Origin of the sequence: Phycobacter sedimenti, assembly GCF_038148855.1 — a bacterium.
In the GTDB taxonomy this organism is placed as follows: domain Bacteria; phylum Pseudomonadota; class Alphaproteobacteria; order Rhodobacterales; family Rhodobacteraceae; genus Phycobacter; species Phycobacter sedimenti.
Genome location: NZ_JBBVGR010000001.1, coordinates 33,016 through 52,103 on the forward strand (window position 1 = coordinate 33,016; position 19,088 = coordinate 52,103).

The window sequence follows — 19,088 nt, forward strand, 5'->3', positions numbered from 1 at the left end:
GATGCCCCTTTACCAGCGGCGTTCAAACCGGCGACGCAGGATCACGGCCACCGTATTCATGGTTACAAGGAAAACCAAAAGGATAATGATGCCGCCCCAGGCGCGTTCGTAAAACGCAGGGTCGGCGCGCTTTGCCCATTCATAGATCTGGGCGGGCATGGCCGAGTTCGGTGACAAAAAGCCGTCGGCAAGTGTTTCCGGCGCGTTGGAAGCGATGAAACCCACCATGCCGATCAGCAGCAGCGGCGCGGTTTCCCCAAGCGCCTGCGCGAGGCCAATGATGGTGCCGGTCAGGATGCCGGGCGCGGCCAGCGGCAGCACGTGATGGAACACCGCCTGCATCTTCGAGGCGCCAACCCCAAGGGCGGCATCTCGGATCGAGGGCGGTACCGCCTTCAGCGCGGCGCGGGTGGAGATGATGATGGTCGGCAGGGTCATCAGCGTCAGCACCAGTCCCCCGACGAGCGGCGCCGACATCGGCAGGTGCATGTAGTTGATGAACACGGCAAGACCCAGGATGCCGAAGACGATGGAGGGCACGGCGGCAAGGTTCGAGATGTTCACCTCGATGATATCAGTGATCCAGTTCTTGGGCGCGAATTCCTCAAGGTAGATCGAGGCGGCAACCCCGATGGGCAGCGCCAGCGCCAGCACCACCAGCATCATGAACAAGGAGCCCATCATGGCAACCCCGATCCCGGCCGCTTCGGGACGCTGGTCAGAAGCATCGGCGCCGATGATGAAATCGATGTTGAAGGTCTTCTCGATCACTTCAGCGGCCACCAGGGCATCCACCAGATCCAGCTGAGCGGGAGAGATGTTCTTGTCGTTCTCGATGGTCTCGCGGCTGACGCGGCCTTTCAGATATCCATCGACGCGGCTTTGGGCGAGAAAGCGGAATTCGACCGTCTGGCCGATCTGGTCCGGGTTTGCCAGCACATAGGCGCGCAGTTGGGCTGCGGCGTCCTTGGACAGGAGGCCGGCCAGATCCTTGGACTTGAGGCTCGTCTCGATCCCGAGATCTTCGACCACGTTCTCCATGGCGCCCTTGATCAGGGGGGCGTAGCCAAAGGTCGTGACTTTCTTGATCTCCTCAAGGTTCCGGTTGCCCTTCTTGTCGAGCTTGCTTTCCAGCAGCTCAACCTGCAGCGTGATGAAGGTCTGCTGAAAGGCTCCGGTGCCGCGGCTCACGATGGTGGTGACCAGGACAACCAGCATGATCAGGCCGACCACGATGGCAGCGATGCCATAGCCGCGAAAGCGCATCTCGGCGGCATTTCGTTTGCGGGTGCGCGCGTTCTGCGTCAGCAGGGAGCCGCCTTTGGACGGCTCTGTTGCGCCGCCCTGGGTGCTGGGGGTTTGGCTGATATCGGTCATTAGTCGTACTGCTCCCGGTATTTGCGCACGATGTAGAGGGCCAGAACGTTGAGCCCCAGCGTCAGAACGAAAAGGGTAAGCCCAAGGGCAAAGGCCACCAGCGTTTCCGGGCTGGCAAAATCCGTGTCGCCTGTCAGCTGGCTGACGATGCGCGTGGTGATCGTGGTCATGCTTTCCAGCGGGTTGGCCGAGAATTTCGCAATGGCCCCCGCCCCCATCACCACGATCATGGTTTCACCGATGGCCCGCGAAGCCGCCAGAAGGATCGCGCCGACGATGCCCGGCAGCGCCGCTGGCAGAACCACCTGCCGCACGGTTTCCGATTTCGTGGCGCCCAGCCCCAAAGAGCCATCGCGCATCGCCTGCGGCACCGCATTGATGATGTCGTCAGACAGGGACGACACAAAGGGGATCAGCATGATGCCCATCACAACGCCAGCCGTCAGCACAGATGTGGCGCCGCTCATCCATTCGACGCCCAAGGCGCCGTTTTCGCCCTGGCCGAAGATCCGCACCAGTAGCGGGCCGACCGTGAGAAGCGCGAACAGACCGTAGACGATGGTCGGAATGCCGGCCAGGATCTCCAGCAGCGGCTTGGCAAAGGCGCGCACCGCGGGGCCGGCGTATTCCGAAAGGTAGATGGCCGCAAACAGCCCGATCGGAACTGCGACCAACAGGGCAATGAATGAAATGTAGAGCGTCCCCCACAAAAGCGGCAGGATCGACAGTTCGCTGTCGCCGCGGAAGTTCGGTGCCCAGGTGCCGCCAAAGAAGAAGTCGGTCCAGGAATGCAGGGCAAAGAAGTTGCGTGTTTCAAACAGCATCGAAAGCACGATGCCGACGGTTGTCAGGATCGCGAGCGAGGCCGCCAGGATCAACAGCGCCATCACCGCCCGTTCGACAGTGTTGCGTGCTCGGAAATCCTTGTTCGTCTTTCTGTAGGACAGGCCCAAACCGGCCACCGCCACGAGGGCGACCACGAAGACCATGATCGTATGCCCTGTTGCGGCACTGCTTCGATAGGTCAGTGCGGCGTCGAACACCTCGGGACGGACGTCAGAGCCAAGCGCGATCCCGACCTCCCCAAGGCGGCCGCGGATGTCAGACACATCAGAGCGCATGTTGCGCACCTGTTCGGGGGTCAAGGCGCCCTCGGCCACCGCGATATCCAGCCCTTCGGCAACGCGCCGCACGTCGCTCATCACCAGACCCAAAGTCGTTCCTTCGGGGATCGCCTCTGACGGGATCATCCCGGAGACGCGGTTCTCGATCAGCATCGGCTGCGCCAAAAGCCAGACGACCAGAACGCCGAAGGCCGGTACCAGCGTGCTGAGGCCGACATGGTATCCGTAATAGGCAGGCAGGGAATGAAGCGCCCTTGCATCTCCGCCAGCGGAGGAAAGCGCGCGCTGGCGACCCAGGACATACCCGATGGCCGCAATGGCGCACAAAAGAATGACAAGCCAGAAAGTCGGCATCAACTGCTCCGTTTTGTGGCGGGTTTTGACAAGTCTGTCCCGAGGGACTGAAAAGGCCGGAGGATCACTCCCCCGGCCAAATCGCATTCAGCAAGGGGGGCTTAGGAGTTGCCGCCCATTACGTCTTCGTTTGCAACCGCTTCCTGGGTCTTGGCCAGTTCAGGGTCGGACACCAGGCCGTATTCGGCCAGCGGGCCATCGGGGCCTGCAACTTCGTCGGCGATGAAGAATTCAGCAAATTCCTTCAGGCCGGGGATCACGCCGATATGGGCCTTCTTCACGTAGAAGAACAGCGGACGAGACACCGGGTATTCGCCGGTTGCGATGCTTTCGGTGGACGGAACGACGCCGGACATGGTTGCGACCTGCAGCTTGTCGGTGTTGTTCTCGTAGAACGCGAGGCCAAAGACGCCGATACCGTCCTTGTTGCTCTCGATGCGGGCCAGGGTCTCGGTGTAGTCGCCATCGATGTCGACCGACACGCCATCGGTGCGCAGGGAGATACAGGCTTTTTCAGCTGCTTTCTTGTCGCCGCCGTTGGCTTCTTTCAGAACGTCGAAGGCGCCGGTGGCTTCACAGCCGGCCAGGATCACCTTGTCTTCAAAGACTTCGCGGGTGCCGTGCTTGGTGCCGGGGATGAAGGCCTGCAGCGGCTGTGCCGGGAAGGCCGGATTCACGTCAGCCCAGGTTTTGTTTGGGTTGGCGACCATCTTGCCGTCGACCAGAACTTCGTTGGACAGAGCCAGGAACCAGTCGGTCGGGGTGAATTCAAAGCCGTTGCCGTTGATGTCGGAGGCAAAGACGATGCCGTCATAACCGATGCGCACTTCGATGATGTCGGTGACACCAGCTTCGGCGCAGGCCTTGATCTCTTTTTCCTTGATTTTGCGCGATGCGTTGGCAACGTCGATGGTGTTTTCACCCACGCCTTCGCAGAAGCGCTTGAGGCCGGCCGAAGAGCCGCCGGATTCGACAACCGGTGTCGGGAAGTCGAAGTTTTCGCCAAAGGCTTCGGCGACGATCGAGGCATAGGGCAGCACGGTCGAGGAGCCGGCAACCTGCACCTGGTCACGTGCGGCGGCGGCAGTGGCCGAAACGGCAGCGATTGCCAGGGCGGAAGCGGACAGTTTCACAAAGGACATCTAGGTCTCCATGAGGTTTTGAAGGTTCACGATCACCCCCACGATGATCTTGTGCCTTCTGCTAACGGCGTCTGATGAGGCTTTTGTGACAGCTATGTAACAGCTGTATGACAATGCGCGGTTCGGGGGCGCTTTTGTAACAGAAAACTTTAGCCCCCAGACGCCATCACGCTGGGGGCAAGTCGATCATTCCACTCTGCTGGTACCAAATTTCCCTGCTATCGCGGAAGGATAACCGTGAACGTGGCCCCTGCTCCCAGATCGCTTTCCACCCGAAGCCTGCCCCGGTGCCGGTTGATGATGTGTTTTACAATTGCCAGCCCCAGCCCGGTTCCACCCAGTTCCCGCGAGCGGTGGCTGTCGGCGCGATAGAATCGCTCGGTCAGGCGCGGCAGGTGCACCGGATCGATTCCCGGCCCATTGTCGATGACCTGAACCCGCGCGGCCGGCGCGCGCAGCGCCGGGTCACGGTCCATCGGGGTCAGGATGACGCTGACCTGTTTGCCGCCGTACTTGATCGCGTTCTCGACCAGGTTGGTAAAGACCTGCTGCAGCTGGTCCGCATCCCCCTTGACGAACACCGGCTCATCGGGCGCGTCAAGGCTTAGCGTGACATCGCCGGCATCGGCCAGCGGCTGCATGGATTTCAACGTGGACTGCAGGTGGGCGGTGAGATCGAGCTGCTCCTTGGGTCGCATGCGTTCCTCGCTTTCGACCCGGTTCAGCGACAGAAGATCGCCGACAAGACGGTTCATCCGGTTCGCCTCGCCTTCCATGATCGTCAGGAAGCGATCCCGCGCAGCCGCATCATCGCGCGCCGCGCCGCGCAGGGTCTCGATGAACCCCATCAGAGCGGTCAGCGGCGTGCGCAATTCGTGGCTGACATTGGCCACGAAATCGCGGCGCATCTGCCCGGCCTGTTCGCGCTCGGTCACATCGGTAAAGCACAACAGCACGGCGCCGCCACTGACGGCGCCGATACCAGGGACATAACGCAGGCTCACCTCAAACGTGGTGTCCTGCGCCCCGTCATTTGACAAATGCCGCGCCGACCGGGCTGCCTTGTCGTGCAAGGACGCCTCGATCGCGGCTGTTACATTGGGCTGGCGCAGGACGGTGGCAAAATGCCTGCCCTTCAGCTGCTGCCCCAGCAGGGTGGTGCCTGCCGCATTGGCGCCGATGAAGCGTTCGGTCTGGTCCACCAGAACCGCGGGCAGCGGGATGGCTTCCAGAAACCCTTCGATCAACTCTTGCGTCATGGCACTCTCCGATAGCGGTTCAGCCCCAGTACCTGCCCAATGTAACGGTTTTGCTACGCGCCGCGCGCGGCCTCGACAGCCCCGGTAAAGACGGCAAGCAAAGCGTCAGGCTCTTCAAGGCCAACCGAGACCCGGAAGAATCCTTCGCTCAGGCCCAGGCCTGCACGCTCGTCCGCCGTCAGCGCCCGGTGCGAGGAGGACGCCGGATGCGACAGGGTGGTGCCCACATCCCCAAGGGTCGGCGCAAAGCTGAGACCGTCTGCCGCGCGGGTGAATGCATTGGCCGCCGCGCGCCCGCCCTCCAGTTCGAAAGATACCATGTTGCACCCCTGCCCCTTGAGCAGATCCATGGCGCGGGCGTGGTCGGGATGGTCCTTGCGGGTCGGATAGATCACGCGCTTGACGCCCGGCAGGCCGGCCAGGTGGTCGGCCAGTGCCGCAGCCGTGGCCTGGCTGCGTTCGAACCGAAGTTCAAACGACAGCATGCCGCGTTCCGCCAGCCAGCAATCAAACGGGCTGGGCGTCATGCCGGTGGTGACCGAAAAGACCCGCATCCGGTCATTGAGCGCCGGATCGCGCGCCACCACGTAGCCCAGCATCACGTCCGAATGGCCCGCCAGCAGCTTGGTGATGGAATGGATGACGATATCGGCGCCATGATCAAACGGCTTGAACCCGCGTGGCGTGGTGAAGGTATTGTCCACCACCAGCAGGATCCCCTTTTCCTTGCACAGGGCGGCCAGACCGTCGATGTCGGCAACGGCCAGGGTCGGGTTCGACACGGCCTCCACCAGCACCATCCGGGTTTCGGGGCGGATCGCGGCGCGCACGGCCTCCACATCGGACGGATCCGCCAGAGAGGTCGCGATACCGAGGCGCGGCAGGTCTTCCTTCATCAGGCGCAGGGAACGACCATAAAGCTGATTGCCGCCGATCACATGGTCACCGGCCTTTGTAATACCCATCAATACGGCAGAGACTGCCGCCATGCCGGATCCGGTGACGACACCGCCAGCCATGCCTTCCATCGCATCGAGCCGCTTGGCCACCACATCGGCGTTCGGGTGGCCCTCGCGCGAATAGGTGTAGCCGTGCACGCGGCCCTCGTACTGGTCATCCAGCGCATCGGGCGTCTCGCTGGCATAAACCACCGAGGGGCTGAGCGGCGTCACCACCGGGCGGCTTGCACTGTGAGGAAGCGGATCGGGCCGCATCAGCGAGCCTTTGGAATTTCTCATTTAGTCTACCTTCTTCATTTCGTCGCGAAAGCGGCGCATGTTCTCCTGATAATGCAGGGCGCTCCACTTCAGCTTCTGGATCGTGGCTTCATCCACCTCACGAACGACCTTGCCCGGCGCGCCCATCACGAGGGAGTTGTCCGGGATTTCCTTGTTTTCGGTGATCAGGGCGCCGGCACCGATCAGGCAGTTCTTGCCGATCTTTGCCCCGTTCAGAACGGTGGCCCCCATCCCGATCAGGGAGTTTTCGCCAATCGTGCAGCCATGCAGCATCACCTTGTGACCGATGGTGCAATTCTTGCCGATGCTCAACGGGAACCCAGCGTCAATATGCATGACGACGTTCTCCTGCACGTTCGACCCTTCGCCGATACGGATCTCTTCATGATCGGCGCGGATGGTACAGCCGAACCAGACCGAGGATCCCGCCTCCATCACCACCTTGCCGATGAGGTTGGCATCGGGGGCAACCCATGTGTCTTCGTGAATGTCGGGGCGGTCGGAGCCAAGAGCGTAAAGAGTCATTTCATCTCCTCGAATTCTGCTTGCAGGCCACGCACATGGTCGACCAGATGCGGCTGCTGGATGCGGCGCAGACGGGTTGCGGTGATGATCGTGCGCAGCGCCTGTTCCGTGGCATCCAGATCATCGTTGATCAGCACGTGGTCATAGCTCCCCCAGTGGCTGATTTCATCCCAGCTTTTCTCCATCCGGCGCTTGATCGTGGCCTCGTCGTCCTGGGCCCGGCTTTCCAGGCGGCGGCGCAGCTCGTGGATCGACGGCGGCAGCAGGAAGATCGACAGCGTGTGCTGGCCCAGGTCCGAATTGCGGATCTGCTGGGCGCCCTGCCAGTCGATGTCGAACAACACATCCTGACCATGGTTGATGGCATCACGCACCGGCCCCTTGGGAGAGCCGTAGAAGTTGCCGAACACATGCGCATGCTCCAGCATCTCGCCTTCTGCGACGGCAGATTTGAAGGCCTCAACGGTGCTGAAATGGTAATCCTGCCCGTCCACCTCGCCGGGGCGCGGGGCACGGGTGGTTGCGGAGACCGAAAAGCGGATGCTGTCGTCCCAGGCGCGAAGGCGCTTGGCCAGAGTGGATTTGCCGGCGCCCGATGGCGATGACAGGATGATCAAGAGGCCACGGCGATCCGCCATCTGCTGCTCTCCCTTGTTGTTATGTTCAGGGTTCTTTCTACGGCGATCACCGCAGCAGGTTCAATGGACGAGACGCAAATGACATCATTCCACGTTCTGAACCTGCTCGCGCATCTGGTCGATCACGGTCTTCAGCTCCAGTCCCACTTTGGTCAGATCGCTGCTTTGGGATTTTGAACAGAGCGTGTTTGCCTCGCGGTTGAACTCCTGCATGAGAAAGTCCAGCTTGCGCCCGATGGGGCCTCCACCCTGAAGCAGATCACGGGCGGCTGCAGTGTGGGCCGTCAGGCGGTCGATTTCTTCCGTGACGTCGGACTTCACCGCAATCAGGGCCAGTTCCTGGGTCAGACGATCCGGATCGACCCCGTCCGCGTTCTGCAGAACCTTCTCTAGATTCGCGCGCAGGGCCTCTGCCATCCGGGGCTTGCGCTCTTCCGCCAGTGCGGCTGCCGCCACTCCAAGTTGTTCGATTTCATCGATTTGCCGCGCCAGAACCTTAAGCAATTGGGCACCTTCCTGTTCGCGCATCTCCGCAAGGCTCGCCACAAGTGTTAAGAATTCCTCTTTGAGTGCGGCAACCAGAGGCGCCGGATCATCCTGCGGCGAGGCGTGTTCAAGCACACCGCGCAGCGCCAGAAGATCGGCCGCCGACGAAGGTTTCAGATCGACCCCCATGTTCTGGGCGGCCGTCTCTGTCTGGCTCAGCGCCTCAAGAACGGAGGTCAGAACCGCGGGATTGACGGACAACGGGGCCGCCCCCTCCTCGGAGCGGCTCATCTTCAGGGAAACAGTCACGTTCCCGCGGGACAGCCGTTTCGAAATCTCAGCGCGAACAAAGGGTTCCAGCCCGTCAAGCCAATCCGGAATGCGCAACCTCAAGTCGAGCCCCTTTGCGTTCACGGACCGGATTTCCCAGCTCCAGCCGTGCGCCCCGAGGCCACCCTGGCCGGACGCGAACCCCGTCATGCTGTTAACCGTCATGCGCTCTGCCCCTTATTTTTGCCTTCGTGGCAAGATGTCCATCATGGGCCTAATACGGGCAAAGGATAGCAGGCAACCCCATTCGTATAGGTCCGCTCACCTTCTCCGTTAACCATTGCTTGAACAAATAGTCACAATTTGAATTACATTGTGCCATATTAACGGAGAAGTAAGGATTATGGTGGATGTTGTTAAGCAGTCTTAAGAATGCTTGAACGCCCACCGCAACCAACTGGCCCCGCGCCGGTGCAAGCAAAGGATGAGGAAATGTTTTTCGGTGGTCGCAAGAGCTCTGGACACGGCAAGGGTCACGATAAGGTGGTTCCGATGAACAACTTCCGCAGCCGCACACCGGTGTCGGCCTTGCGCCAGGCAGAAGCCTACTGGACAGCATTGCGCCGCGGGGATGACATCCCGAGCCGTTCGCAGATTGACCCGCGCGGGCTGGAGAACATCCTGTCCCAGACGTTCATTCTGGAGCGGGTGGCGCCGGGGATCGCCCGTTTCCGTCTGGCGGGCCAGAAAGTCAACGACATGGCTGGAATGGAAGTGCGCGGAATGCCCATCACGGCGTTCTTCACACCGGATGCCCGCAAGCAGCTGAGCGCGGCCTTGGAGCACATGTTCGACGCGCCGGCGATCATCGAGCTGGAACTGAAGACTGAGGCAACCCGCCTCCATGGCTCCCGCGAAGCGCGCATGCTCCTGCTGCCGCTGCGCAGCGATCTTGGAGACGTGAGCCGGGCGCTGGGTGTGTTCGTGTCTGAAGGCAACCCCACGGGCGTCTCGCAACGGTTCTCGGTTTCGTCCATCGAAATGCGCACCGTGGCCCAATCGGCCGAGGAAGGCACATTCAAGGCCAAGCCGCGTGAGCAAAAGGAAGACGTCAATTCGCCGAACCCCGGCTTTGAGGCTCTCGAAGCGCGGTTTGCGCCCGAAAAGTCGATCCTGGACGAAGCGCGCTCGCTTGCTGATCGGTCCACTTTTGGGGTGACCGCGCAAAGCGAAGAGGCGGCAACGCCTGCAACAAACGGCAAGACCAATAAACGCGGCTCTCATCTGCGTCTGGTGGTCAGCCGAGACTGATTGAATACTCCGGAGCATCTCCGGTCCAGATTCTGGTCGTAGGTCATAGCGCCAGAAATTACGCCCCGCGGAAGAATTCCCGGGGCGTTTCCTTTTGCGGCTTCGTCGGCTGACCGTGATGTCCAAAAAGGAAAGCCGCCCCTTGCGGCGCGGCTTCCCGGTTTACACTGATGGCCCCGGCCGAGCTCAGCCGGCTTCGGCCTGTGCCGCGTTTGAGGCGCGTTCCTCGCGCAGGCTCGACAGTTCCTTTGCCACCAGAAAGGCCAGTTCCAGAGATTGGCTGGCATTGAGGCGCGGATCACACGCCGTATGGTAGCGATCACTCAGGTTCTCGTCCGTGACCGCGCGCACGCCACCGGTGCATTCGGTGACGTCCTGGCCCGTCATCTCGAAGTGCACACCCCCCGGGATGGTGCCTTCGTCGGTATGAACGGCAAAGAAATCCTGAACCTCACGCAGCACGCTGTCGAAGGGGCGCGTTTTGTAGCCAGAGGTGGACTTGATGGTATTGCCATGCATCGGATCGCACACCCAGGTCACCTTGGCGCCTTCTTCCTTTACGGCTTTGATCAGCCGCGGCAGATGCTCCTGGGCCTTGCCGGCGCCAAACCGCGCGATCAGAGTCAGGCGGCCCGCCTCGTTGTCGGGGTTCAGCTTGGACATCAGGACCTTCAGATCCTCGGCGGTGGTGGTTGGCCCGCATTTGAGCCCGATCGGGTTCAGGACACCGCGGCAGAACTCCACATGGGCACCATCGGGCTGACGGGTGCGATCACCGATCCAGATCATGTGACCCGAGCCCGCAAGCCATTTTCCGGAGGTCGAATCAAGCCGGGTCAGGGCCTCTTCGTACTCCAGCAGCAGACCTTCGTGGCTGGTGTAGAACTCCACCGTCTGCAGGGTATGGGCCGTGTCGCTGTTGACCCCTGCCGCCCGCATGAAGTCGAGCGTGTCGGTGATCCGGTTGGCCATCTCGCGATAGGCTTCGGCCTTTTGACTTTCGGTAAAGCCGAGCGTCCAGGCGTGCACCTGATGCACATCCGCGTAGCCCCCGGTGGAGAACGCCCGCAAGAGGTTCAGCGTGGCGGCCGCCTGGGTGTAGGCCTGCAGCATGCGCGCGGGATCGGGAATGCGCGACGCCTCGTTGAAGGCCAGATCATTGATGATATCGCCGCGGTAGCTGGGCAGTTCCACACTATCCACGACTTCTGTTGGCGCGCTGCGCGGCTTGGCGAATTGCCCGGCCATGCGGCCGACCTTCACCACCGGCACCTTGGCGCCATAAGTCAGCACCATCGCCATCTGCAGCATCACCTTGAAGGTGTCACGGATCGCATCGGCGCTGAACTGATCAAAGCTCTCGGCGCAATCGCCGCCCTGAAGCAGGAAGGCCTCTCCGCGCCCGGCCGCTGCCAGGTGCTGTTTCAGCCGCCGTGCTTCGCCGGCAAAGACCAGCGGCGGATATTTTGAAAGCTGCGCCTCGACGGCCGAAAGGGCCGCCGCGTCGGTATAGTCGGGCATCTGAACCCGCGGTTTCTGGCGCCAGGTCGATTTTTGCCACTCACTCATCGCTTTTCTCCGCTCAAGAGGTCTTCTGGTAACACGGGGTACACGTATACAAAACCCGGGATCGGGTGACCAGTTCAGAATTTGAATGACTTGACCGGGCCGCTCTCCTGTGGGCACGGTGGCAGCCAGCCAGAAGAAAACCGACTCTCTGCGCATGTTTCCAGTCTCGTTAGGGAGCCTGCTGCCTATGCAAATCCGACGCAAACGTGTCGACATCAAACCCATGAGCGTCGAACCCAGGCGGTTCGTCTTTGTCCTGCTGGATCAGTTCACCCTGCTGTCCTTTGCCTCGGCGGTGGAATGCCTGCGCATTGCCAACCGTATGAGCGGGCAGCAGCTTTATGCCTGGTCGCTCCTCGGTGAGGGCGGCGGCACGGTCACCTGTTCGGCCGGCACCACGTTCCAGCTGGACGGTGACCTGTCCGAGTTGCAGCGGGACGACACCATCCTTCTGTGCGGCGGCATCGACGTGCAGGAGGCAACCAGCAAGAAGCTGCTGTCCTGGCTGCGCCGCGAGGCGCGCAAGGGGCTGATGGTGGGCGGTCTTTGCACCGCGTCCTTTGCCCTGGCCAAGGCAGGTCTGCTGGATGGCAAGCGTGCGACGATCCACTGGGAGAATGCCGACAGTTTCTCGGAGGAGTTCGATGAGGTCGAATTGACCAAATCGGTTTTCGTGGTGGATGGAAACCGCATGTCCACCGCAGGGGGCACCTCGTCGATCGATCTGATGCTGAAGCTCGTTGCCAGCGACCACGGCGAGGAGTTGGCCAATGCGGTGGCGGACCAGCTGATCTATTCGTCGATCCGCACCGATCAGGACACCCAGCGCCTCTCGATCCCGACACGGATCGGCGTGCGGCATCCGAAACTGTCGATGGTCATCCAGATGATGGAAGCCAATATCGAAGAGCCGATCAGCCCCTCGATCCTGGCGCAGGATGTGGGCATGTCCACCCGACAGCTGGAACGTCTGTTCCGCCGCTATCTCAACCGCAGCCCCAAACGTTATTACATGGAGCTGCGCCTGCAAAAGGCCCGCAACCTTTTGATGCAGACCGATATGAGCGTGATCAACGTGGCTCTGGCCTGCGGATTCGCCTCACCCTCGCATTTTTCCAAATGCTACCGTGCCCATTACGACACTACTCCCTACCGGGAGCGTGGAAGCAAGGCGGTCAGGGTGCCGTCGGGCTAGATGCTGCGCCTCATTTACCCCTGTGGATGCGAAGCAGTGCGCCTTCGGTCTCGGACAGAAACCAGATAGATCCGTCCGGGGCTTCCTGAATGTCACGGATGCGGCCGGTATAATCGTTTTGCAGCCGCTCGACCTCGCGCAATGGCGTGCCGGACAACCTTGAAATCATGTCGAATTTCAGCGAGGCGACAAAGAAATCCCCGCGCCACGCGGGCCACATTGCCCCGGAATAGGCAATCATGCCCGAAGGCGCGATCGAAGGATCCCAGTACCACCGGGGCTGCTCCATCCCGGCCTTCGACGTGCCGTCGCCGATCTTGGCGCCGGAATAGTGGCGCCCGTAGGAAATCACCGGCCAGCCGTAGTTGGCCCCCTTGCGGATCAGATTCACCTCATCGCCGCCCCGCGCCCCGTGTTCTGCGGTCCAGATCTGACCTTGCCCGTCCAGGGTCATCCCTTGCGGATTGCGATGGCCGAGGGACCAGATTTCAGGTTGGGCGCCCGGCGTTGACGCAAAAGGATTGTCGTGCGGGATTGTGCCGTCCCGGTTGATCCGCAAAACCTTGCCTTGATGCAGGGCAAGGTCCTGGGCGCTGGGCCGATCCCCGCGATCCCCGACCGTCAGCAGCAGAGTGCCGTCCGCGGCCTCTACGACGCGGGAGCCGAAATGGCGGCCGCCGGTTGCCCCCGGGGCGGCCTCGAACAGGGTTTCCACCTCCGTCAGCCGGTCATTCCGGGGGGCAAGAATCGCCCGGGCCAGGGCCGTGTTTGCGCCGCGCCCCTGACGTTTGGCAAAGGTCAGAAAGACCTCGCGGCTTTGGGTGAAATCCCGCGGAACCATGATGTCCAGAAGCCCGCCCTGCCCGTCTGCCGCGACCGCAGGCAGGCCTTCAATCCGCGTGCGGCGGCCGTCCTTCAGGTGATACAAAGCCCCTTCGCGTTCTGTTACCAGCAGATCGCCACCGGGAAGAAAGGCGAATGCCCATGGAATATCAAAGCCTTCGGCCATCCTGTCCACCTGCAAAGGGCCTTGCGTGCTGTTGAGGGCACGGACATCCGAAGCGGGCACGCCAGACCCGAGCGACAGGCCCAGAACAAGGACCGACCAGAATATTCGCATTGCCATCTTCCCCTTTCATTTGGAACACTGTAAACGCACGCCCCAATCGGGCCAAATCGACAAAAACGCGCCCGGTTTTGGAGGAGTAAGACCCCGGCACGCAACGCGCCAAGCAATGTCCAAATGGACTTCCCTTTTCGTCAGAGCTTGCCTAGGGTCCAATGTGAACTGAAATGTTCCAACACGGGAGTTAAACAATGAAAAAACTTATGATGGCAACTGCCGCAGCTGCTTTGACGGCTGGCACGGCATTCGCTGGCGGCCACGCCAAGGAAGTCAAACTGGGCGTCCTGCTGGGCTTTACCGGCCCGATTGAATCGCTGACCTCCGCAATGGGAGCCGGTGCTGAAATGGCGATGGAAGAAGTCACCGCCTCCGGCAAGCTGCTGGATGGGGCTTCGGTCACCTCGGTGCGCGCCGACACCGGCTGTATCGACAACGGTCTGGCCGTGGCCAACGGTGAAAAGCTGATCGCAGATGGCGTCAACGGCATCATCGGCGGCGACTGCTCCGGCGTGACCGGCGCAATCCTGCAGAACGTCGCGATTCCGAACGGCATGGTGATGATCTCTCCGTCGGCAACCTCGCCGGGTCTGACCAGCATGGAAGACAACGGTCTGTTCTTCCGCACCGCACCTTCCGACGCCCGCGAAGGTGAGGTGATGGCCGAGATCCTGCAGGAGCGTGACATCAAGTCGATCGCCCTGACCTACACCAACAACGACTACGGCAAGGGTCTTGCCGACGCGATCAAGACTTCCTTCGAGAAGGTCGGCGGCGAAGTCACCATCGTCACCGCCCATGAAGACGGCAAGGGCGACTACTCGGCCGAAGTCGCATCGCTGGCCTCTGCCGGCGGCGATATCCTGGTGGTTGCAGGTTACCTCGATCAGGGTGGCCTGGGTATCATCCAGTCGGCCCTCGACAGCGGCGCCTATGAAACCTTCGGCCTGCCCGGCGGCATGATCGGCGACAGCCTGCCCAAGAACGTTGGCGCGGACCTCGACGGCTCTTTCGGCCAGATCGCAGGCTCCGACTCCAAGGGCGCCGAAGTCTTTGCTGAGCTGGCCAAAGCGAAGGGTTTCGACGGCACCTCGGCCTACGCACCTGAATCCTACGACGCGGCAGCCCTGTTCCTGCTGGCCATGCAGGCCGCAGGCTCCATGGATCCGGCCGAATACGGCGCCAAGATCATGGACGTCGCCAACGCACCCGGTGAGCCGATCAACCCCGGCGAACTGGGCAAGGCGCTGGAAATCCTCGCCGCTGGCGGTGACATCGATTACCAGGGCGCAACCGGCGTTGAGCTGATCGGCCCCGGTGAGAGCGCAGGTTCCTACCGCGAGATCGAGGTCAAGGACGGGATGAACACCACGGTGAAATTCCGCTAATCCTGAACCGGATACCGAAAACAACAGATCAGCCCGGCATCGTCCGGGCTGTTCCAAATTTAAAGACTGCAAAAAAAACAAGCAGTTGGGGGATGAAATGACATGATCGTCGTCGAGGACTTGCACAAGCACTTCGGCGGGTTCCATGCGGTTGATGGCGCATCGCTGGAAATCGCAAAGGGCTCCATAACCGGTTTGATCGGGCCAAATGGCGCGGGAAAAACCACTCTTTTCAACGTGATTGCGGGTGTTCTTGAACCTACCTCCGGGCGGGTCACCATGGATGGTGAGGATATCACCGGCCTGCCGCCGCACGAATTGTTCCACAAGGGCCTGCTGCGCACCTTCCAGATCGCGCATGAGTTTTCCTCGATGACCTGCCGCGAGAACCTGATGATGGTTCCGGGCAACCAGTCGGGTGAGAGCCTGTGGAACACCTGGTTCGGCCGCAAACGCATCGCCGATGAGGAACGTGCCCTGCGCGCAAAGGCCGACGAGGTGTTGGAGTTCCTGACCATCAGCCATATCGCCGATCTGAAGGCGGGCGAAGTGTCCGGCGGGCAGAAGAAGCTGCTGGAACTCGGCCGCACCATGATGGTGGATGCCAAGATCGTCTTCCTCGATGAGGTTGGCGCCGGCGTGAACCGGACGCTCCTCTACACCATCGCCGATGCGATCAAGCGCCTGAACGAGGAACGCGGCTATACCTTCGTCGTCATCGAACATGACATGGAGTTCATTGGCCGCCTCTGTGATCCGGTGATCTGCATGGCCGAGGGCAAGAAACTTGCCGAAGGCACCCTGGACGAGATCAAGGCCAACGAACAGGTGATCGAAGCTTACCTGGGCACCGGCCTGAAAAACAAAGATAAAATAGGGGCAGACGCATGAGCGGCAACCCGTATCAGGACGATCGTGGCAACAAGGATTCCACGATCACCAACACCCATGGCGTGGGCACGATGCAGCCCGCCCACCGCAAAAGCGGCCCCACCACAAAGGTCGAGGGCGACAGCCCCTTCCTGATCGGCGATTGCATGACTGGCGGATACGGCAAAGGGCCGGATATCCTGCACGACTGCACCATCGCCGTGAACCCCGGCGAGATCGCCGTCATCGTCGGCCCCAATGGCGCCGGCAAATCCACCGCGATGAAGGCGGTTTTCGGCATGCTGAACGTGCGCTCCGGCTCGGTGCGACTGGATGGTGAGGACATCACCCAGCTCACCCCGCAGGACCGCGTGGTCAAGGGGATGGGGTTTGTGCCGCAGACCAGCAATATCTTCACCTCGATGACGGTTGAGGAAAACCTGGAAATGGGCGCCTTCATCCGCACCGATGATTTCAGTGACACGATGGAGCAGGTCTATCACCTCTTCCCGATCCTGAAGGAAAAGCGCAACCAGCCCGCGGGCGAACTATCAGGCGGTCAGCGTCAGCAGGTGGCCGTGGGCCGCGCGCTGATGACCCAGCCCAAGGTCCTGATGCTGGACGAGCCCACCGCGGGCGTCTCGCCCATCGTTATGGACGAGTTGTTCGACCGCATCATCGAGGTCGCCCGTACCGGGCTGCCGATCCTGATGGTGGAGCAGAACGCCAAACAAGCCCTTGAGATCGCGGACAAAGGTTATGTCCTCGTCCAGGGCCGCAACGCCTATACGGGCACCGGTCAGGAACTGCTGGCCGATCCCGAAGTGCGCAAATCCTTCCTGGGGGGCTGAGGTATGGAACTCCTGAACGCCCTTGTGGCCTTTACAAACTTCGTTGGCGTGCCAGCCATCGCCTATGGCAGCCAGCTTGCCATCGGCGCGCTGGGGGTAACGCTGGTTTACTCCGTCCTAAGGTTCTCGAACTTTGCCCATGGTGACACCATGGCTTTCGGCACCATGGTGACGATCCTCTTTACCTGGTGGTTCCAGTCTGCCGGGGTGTCCTTTGGACCGCTGCCGACCGCTCTTCTGGCCTTGCCGCTTGGCATTGCGGTGACGATGCTTTTGGTGCTGGTCACCGACCGCACGGTCTATCGCTTTTACCGCGAGCAGAAGGCGAAACCGGTGGTTTTCGTCATGGTCTCGCTTGGCGTCATGTTCATGATGAACGGCCTTGTCCGTTTCATCATCGGCCCCGGCGACCAGCGCTTTGCCGATGGCGAACGGTTCATCATTTCGGCGCGTGATTTCAAGAAGATGACCGGCCTGGATGAAGGGCTGGCGATCAAGACCAGCCAGGGCATCACGGTCGTCACGGCTGTGATCGTTGTGGCCCTTCTGTTCTGGTTCCTGAACAAGACCCGCACCGGGAAATCCATGCGCGCCTATTCCGACAACGAAGATCTGGCGCTTCTGTCCGGGATCAACCCGGAACGGGTGGTGATGTACACCTGGATGATCGTCGCCGCGCTGGCGACCATCGCCGGGGTTCTGTACGGGCTCGACAAGTCGTTCAAACCCTTCACCTATTTCCAGCTTCTGCTGCCGATCTTTGCCTCTGCCATCGTGGGTGGCCTAGGCAGCCCCATCGGGGCCATCGCGGGCGGATTTATCATCGCCTTTTCCGAAGTGATGATCACCTACGCCTGGAAGAAGGTCGCGACTTACGTGTTGCCGGAAAGCATGGCACCTGACGGATTGGTCCAGCTGCTGAGCACGGATTACAAATTCGCGGTCTCCTTCGCGATCCTGATCATTGTCCTGTTGTTCAAACCCACGGGTATCTTCAAAGGAAAATCGGTATGAGCGATACAGTGAAACATTCCCTGCTGTTCGCCTTTGTCGGGGTCCTGATCCTGCTGGAAGGTTCAACGACATTCGGCGGCATCTTCTCGGGCTCCTGGAACTCGGCGCTGGTGATCCTGAACATGGGCCTCATCTCGGCCATCATGGCGCTCGGGGTGAACCTGCAATGGGGCTTTGCGGGCCTCTTCAACGTGGGCATCATGGGCTTTACCGCCCTTGGCGGCCTTGCGGTGGTGCTGGTCTCCACCAATCCGACGCCGGGCGCCTTTGCCGCTGGCGGCATGGGCATCCTGATGGCGCTGGTGATGGGCGCGCTGACGGTTGTGGGAGCGGTTGCGATCTACAAGGTGATGAATCCGGGACTGGCGCGCACTCTGGTGCTGCTGGTGGTGTTGATCGCGGGTTTCTTTGTCTATCGCGCCATCTTTGACCCTTCGGTCGAGGCGGTCGAGGCGATCAATCCCGCGCTGGAAGGCAACCTTGGTGGCCTTGGCCTGCCGGTGCTGCTGGCCTGGCCTGCGGGCGGTCTGCTGGCTGCCGGTGCGGCCTGGCTGATCGGCAAGACGGCGCTTGGCCTTCGCTCGGACTACCTGGCGATTGCCACCCTCGGGATTGCGGAGATCATCATCTCTGTCCTCAAGAACGAGGACTGGCTGTCGCGCGGTGTCAAGAACGTGGTCGGCCTGCCCCGCCCCGTGCCGTACGAAGTGGATTTGCAGAACGATCCTTCCTTTGTAGAGCGCGCGGCGGCCTTTGGACTGGACCCGGTCGAAGGCTCCACGATTTTCGTCAAGCTGGGCTATTCGGTGCTGTTCACCGTGGTGCTGCTGGCGCTTTTGTGGATGGCGCAGATGGCCCTGCGCAGCCCCTGGGGCCGCATGATGCGCGCGATCCGCGATAATGAGGTCGCGGCCGAAGCCATGGGCAAGGACGTCACCCGCCGTCATTTGCAGATCTTTGTGCTGGGCTCGGCGATCTGTGGCCTTGCCGGCGCGATGATGACCACGCTCGACAGCCAGCTGACGCCGGGCACCTACAACCCCCTGCGCTTCACCTTCCTGATCTGGGTGATGGTGATCGTCGGTGGATCCGGCAACAACTTTGGCGCTGTGCTGGGCGGCATGCTCATCTGGTTCTTCTGGATCAAGGTCGAGCCCATGGGCATCGAGCTGATCAAGCTGCTGACCACCTTCATGGCCGATGACAACTGGCTGAAGGCTCATCTGATCGAGAACGCATCGCACATGCGGCTCTTCACGATGGGCTTGATCCTGCTCTTGGTCCTCAGGTTCAGCCCAAGGGGCCTGATCCCGGAAAAGTAAGCCTGAAACAAAAACGCCGCCCCGACCCGGGC

Annotated in this window: 17 protein-coding genes; 7 read left to right on the forward strand and 10 right to left on the reverse strand. The window is 61.3% G+C overall.

The features are described 5' to 3' along the window. Positions 1 to 9: 9 nt before the first annotated feature. From pstA to AADA15_RS00210, 8 genes are all read right to left on the reverse strand, one after another. Positions 10 to 1,377 (reverse strand): phosphate ABC transporter permease PstA, encoded by a 1,368-nt coding sequence (gene pstA, locus AADA15_RS00175; protein WP_341639525.1) that lies wholly within the window; start codon positions 1,375 to 1,377, stop codon positions 10 to 12. Next, positions 1,377 to 2,855 carry a phosphate ABC transporter permease subunit PstC gene (gene pstC, locus AADA15_RS00180; protein WP_341639526.1) on the reverse strand — a complete coding sequence of 493 codons (1,479 nt, stop codon included), beginning with the start codon at positions 2,853 to 2,855 and terminating at the stop codon, positions 1,377 to 1,379. The genes pstA and pstC overlap by 1 nt, the downstream gene beginning before the upstream one ends. 101 nt (positions 2,856 to 2,956) lie before the next feature. Continuing rightward, positions 2,957 to 3,997 (reverse strand): substrate-binding domain-containing protein, encoded by a 1,041-nt coding sequence (locus AADA15_RS00185; protein WP_341639527.1) that lies wholly within the window; start codon positions 3,995 to 3,997, stop codon positions 2,957 to 2,959. Between the two features lie 218 nt (positions 3,998 to 4,215). After that, the gene (locus AADA15_RS00190) at positions 4,216 to 5,256 is read right to left on the reverse strand and encodes an ATP-binding protein (RefSeq protein ID WP_341639528.1); all 1,041 of its coding nucleotides are present in this window, start codon (positions 5,254 to 5,256) and stop codon (positions 4,216 to 4,218) included. Between the two features lie 53 nt (positions 5,257 to 5,309). After that, positions 5,310 to 6,494 carry a trans-sulfuration enzyme family protein gene (locus AADA15_RS00195; protein WP_341639529.1) on the reverse strand — a complete coding sequence of 395 codons (1,185 nt, stop codon included), beginning with the start codon at positions 6,492 to 6,494 and terminating at the stop codon, positions 5,310 to 5,312. Next, positions 6,495 to 7,019 (reverse strand): gamma carbonic anhydrase family protein, encoded by a 525-nt coding sequence (locus tag AADA15_RS00200; protein WP_341639530.1) that lies wholly within the window; start codon positions 7,017 to 7,019, stop codon positions 6,495 to 6,497. It lies immediately after the preceding gene. Then, positions 7,016 to 7,657 (reverse strand): guanylate kinase, encoded by a 642-nt coding sequence (gene gmk, locus AADA15_RS00205; RefSeq protein ID WP_341639531.1) that lies wholly within the window; start codon positions 7,655 to 7,657, stop codon positions 7,016 to 7,018. The genes AADA15_RS00200 and gmk overlap by 4 nt, the downstream gene beginning before the upstream one ends. 84 nt (positions 7,658 to 7,741) lie before the next feature. After that, positions 7,742 to 8,638, reverse strand: a complete 897-nt coding sequence (locus AADA15_RS00210) for a YicC/YloC family endoribonuclease (RefSeq protein ID WP_341639532.1) — start codon at positions 8,636 to 8,638, stop codon at positions 7,742 to 7,744. A gap of 267 nt (positions 8,639 to 8,905) precedes the next feature. On the opposite strand from AADA15_RS00210, the gene AADA15_RS00215 reads away from it, so the two are divergent. Beyond that, positions 8,906 to 9,724, forward strand: a complete 819-nt coding sequence (locus tag AADA15_RS00215) for a PAS domain-containing protein (protein ID WP_341639533.1) — start codon at positions 8,906 to 8,908, stop codon at positions 9,722 to 9,724. Between the two features lie 186 nt (positions 9,725 to 9,910). On the opposite strand, the gene AADA15_RS00220 is transcribed toward AADA15_RS00215, so the two are convergent. Continuing rightward, positions 9,911 to 11,293: a class II 3-deoxy-7-phosphoheptulonate synthase gene (locus tag AADA15_RS00220; protein WP_341639534.1), complete on the reverse strand. Its 1,383-nt coding sequence runs from the start codon at positions 11,291 to 11,293 to the stop codon at positions 9,911 to 9,913. A gap of 187 nt (positions 11,294 to 11,480) precedes the next feature. Between AADA15_RS00220 and AADA15_RS00225 the strand changes: the two genes are divergently transcribed. Further along, complete coding sequence (locus AADA15_RS00225) at positions 11,481 to 12,488, forward strand: GlxA family transcriptional regulator (RefSeq protein WP_341639535.1); 1,008 nt, start codon at positions 11,481 to 11,483, stop codon at positions 12,486 to 12,488. 10 nt (positions 12,489 to 12,498) lie between these two features. On the opposite strand, the gene AADA15_RS00230 is transcribed toward AADA15_RS00225, so the two are convergent. Then, positions 12,499 to 13,608, reverse strand: a complete 1,110-nt coding sequence (locus tag AADA15_RS00230) for a PQQ-dependent sugar dehydrogenase (protein ID WP_341639536.1) — start codon at positions 13,606 to 13,608, stop codon at positions 12,499 to 12,501. A gap of 197 nt (positions 13,609 to 13,805) precedes the next feature. Between AADA15_RS00230 and AADA15_RS00235 the strand changes: the two genes are divergently transcribed. The 5 genes from AADA15_RS00235 to AADA15_RS00255 all read left to right on the forward strand — a co-directional run bounded on the left by AADA15_RS00235 (position 13,806) and on the right by AADA15_RS00255 (position 19,056). Further along, a complete protein-coding gene (locus tag AADA15_RS00235; RefSeq protein ID WP_341639537.1) occupies positions 13,806 to 14,999 on the forward strand; it encodes an ABC transporter substrate-binding protein in 1,194 nt (397 codons plus the stop codon). A 102-nt stretch (positions 15,000 to 15,101) separates the two neighbouring features. After that, positions 15,102 to 15,890, forward strand: coding sequence for an ABC transporter ATP-binding protein (locus AADA15_RS00240; protein WP_192966587.1), 789 nt, complete (start codon positions 15,102 to 15,104; stop codon positions 15,888 to 15,890). After that, a complete protein-coding gene (locus AADA15_RS00245; RefSeq protein WP_341639538.1) occupies positions 15,887 to 16,720 on the forward strand; it encodes an ABC transporter ATP-binding protein in 834 nt (277 codons plus the stop codon). The genes AADA15_RS00240 and AADA15_RS00245 overlap by 4 nt, the downstream gene beginning before the upstream one ends. Before the next feature lie 3 nt (positions 16,721 to 16,723). Further along, positions 16,724 to 17,734 (forward strand): branched-chain amino acid ABC transporter permease, encoded by a 1,011-nt coding sequence (locus tag AADA15_RS00250; protein WP_341639539.1) that lies wholly within the window; start codon positions 16,724 to 16,726, stop codon positions 17,732 to 17,734. Beyond that, complete coding sequence (locus AADA15_RS00255; protein ID WP_341639540.1) at positions 17,731 to 19,056, forward strand: branched-chain amino acid ABC transporter permease; 1,326 nt, start codon at positions 17,731 to 17,733, stop codon at positions 19,054 to 19,056. The genes AADA15_RS00250 and AADA15_RS00255 overlap by 4 nt, the downstream gene beginning before the upstream one ends. Positions 19,057 to 19,088 lie beyond the last annotated feature (32 nt).

What these genes read in the sequence shown, in the direction of transcription:
- AADA15_RS00230 (WP_341639536.1), bottom strand. Translation starts at nt 13,608, where the DNA reads ATGCGAATATTCTGGTCGGTCCTTGTTCTGGGCCTGTCGCTCGGGTCT.
- AADA15_RS00190 (WP_341639528.1), bottom strand. Translation starts at nt 5,256, where the DNA reads ATGACGCAAGAGTTGATCGAAGGGTTTCTGGAAGCCATCCCGCTGCCC.
- AADA15_RS00215 (WP_341639533.1), top strand. Translation starts at nt 8,906, where the DNA reads ATGTTTTTCGGTGGTCGCAAGAGCTCTGGACACGGCAAGGGTCACGAT.
- AADA15_RS00235 (WP_341639537.1), top strand. Translation starts at nt 13,806, where the DNA reads ATGAAAAAACTTATGATGGCAACTGCCGCAGCTGCTTTGACGGCTGGC.
- gmk (WP_341639531.1), bottom strand. Translation starts at nt 7,657, where the DNA reads ATGGCGGATCGCCGTGGCCTCTTGATCATCCTGTCATCGCCATCGGGC.
- AADA15_RS00185 (WP_341639527.1), bottom strand. Translation starts at nt 3,997, where the DNA reads ATGTCCTTTGTGAAACTGTCCGCTTCCGCCCTGGCAATCGCTGCCGTT.
- AADA15_RS00245 (WP_341639538.1), top strand. Translation starts at nt 15,887, where the DNA reads ATGAGCGGCAACCCGTATCAGGACGATCGTGGCAACAAGGATTCCACG.
- AADA15_RS00240 (WP_192966587.1), top strand. Translation starts at nt 15,102, where the DNA reads ATGATCGTCGTCGAGGACTTGCACAAGCACTTCGGCGGGTTCCATGCG.
- AADA15_RS00195 (WP_341639529.1), bottom strand. Translation starts at nt 6,494, where the DNA reads ATGAGAAATTCCAAAGGCTCGCTGATGCGGCCCGATCCGCTTCCTCAC.
- AADA15_RS00220 (WP_341639534.1), bottom strand. Translation starts at nt 11,293, where the DNA reads ATGAGTGAGTGGCAAAAATCGACCTGGCGCCAGAAACCGCGGGTTCAG.
- pstC (WP_341639526.1), bottom strand. Translation starts at nt 2,855, where the DNA reads ATGCCGACTTTCTGGCTTGTCATTCTTTTGTGCGCCATTGCGGCCATC.
- AADA15_RS00210 (WP_341639532.1), bottom strand. Translation starts at nt 8,638, where the DNA reads ATGACGGTTAACAGCATGACGGGGTTCGCGTCCGGCCAGGGTGGCCTC.
- AADA15_RS00200 (WP_341639530.1), bottom strand. Translation starts at nt 7,019, where the DNA reads ATGACTCTTTACGCTCTTGGCTCCGACCGCCCCGACATTCACGAAGAC.
- AADA15_RS00255 (WP_341639540.1), top strand. Translation starts at nt 17,731, where the DNA reads ATGAGCGATACAGTGAAACATTCCCTGCTGTTCGCCTTTGTCGGGGTC.
- AADA15_RS00250 (WP_341639539.1), top strand. Translation starts at nt 16,724, where the DNA reads ATGGAACTCCTGAACGCCCTTGTGGCCTTTACAAACTTCGTTGGCGTG.
- AADA15_RS00225 (WP_341639535.1), top strand. Translation starts at nt 11,481, where the DNA reads ATGCAAATCCGACGCAAACGTGTCGACATCAAACCCATGAGCGTCGAA.
- pstA (WP_341639525.1), bottom strand. Translation starts at nt 1,377, where the DNA reads ATGACCGATATCAGCCAAACCCCCAGCACCCAGGGCGGCGCAACAGAG.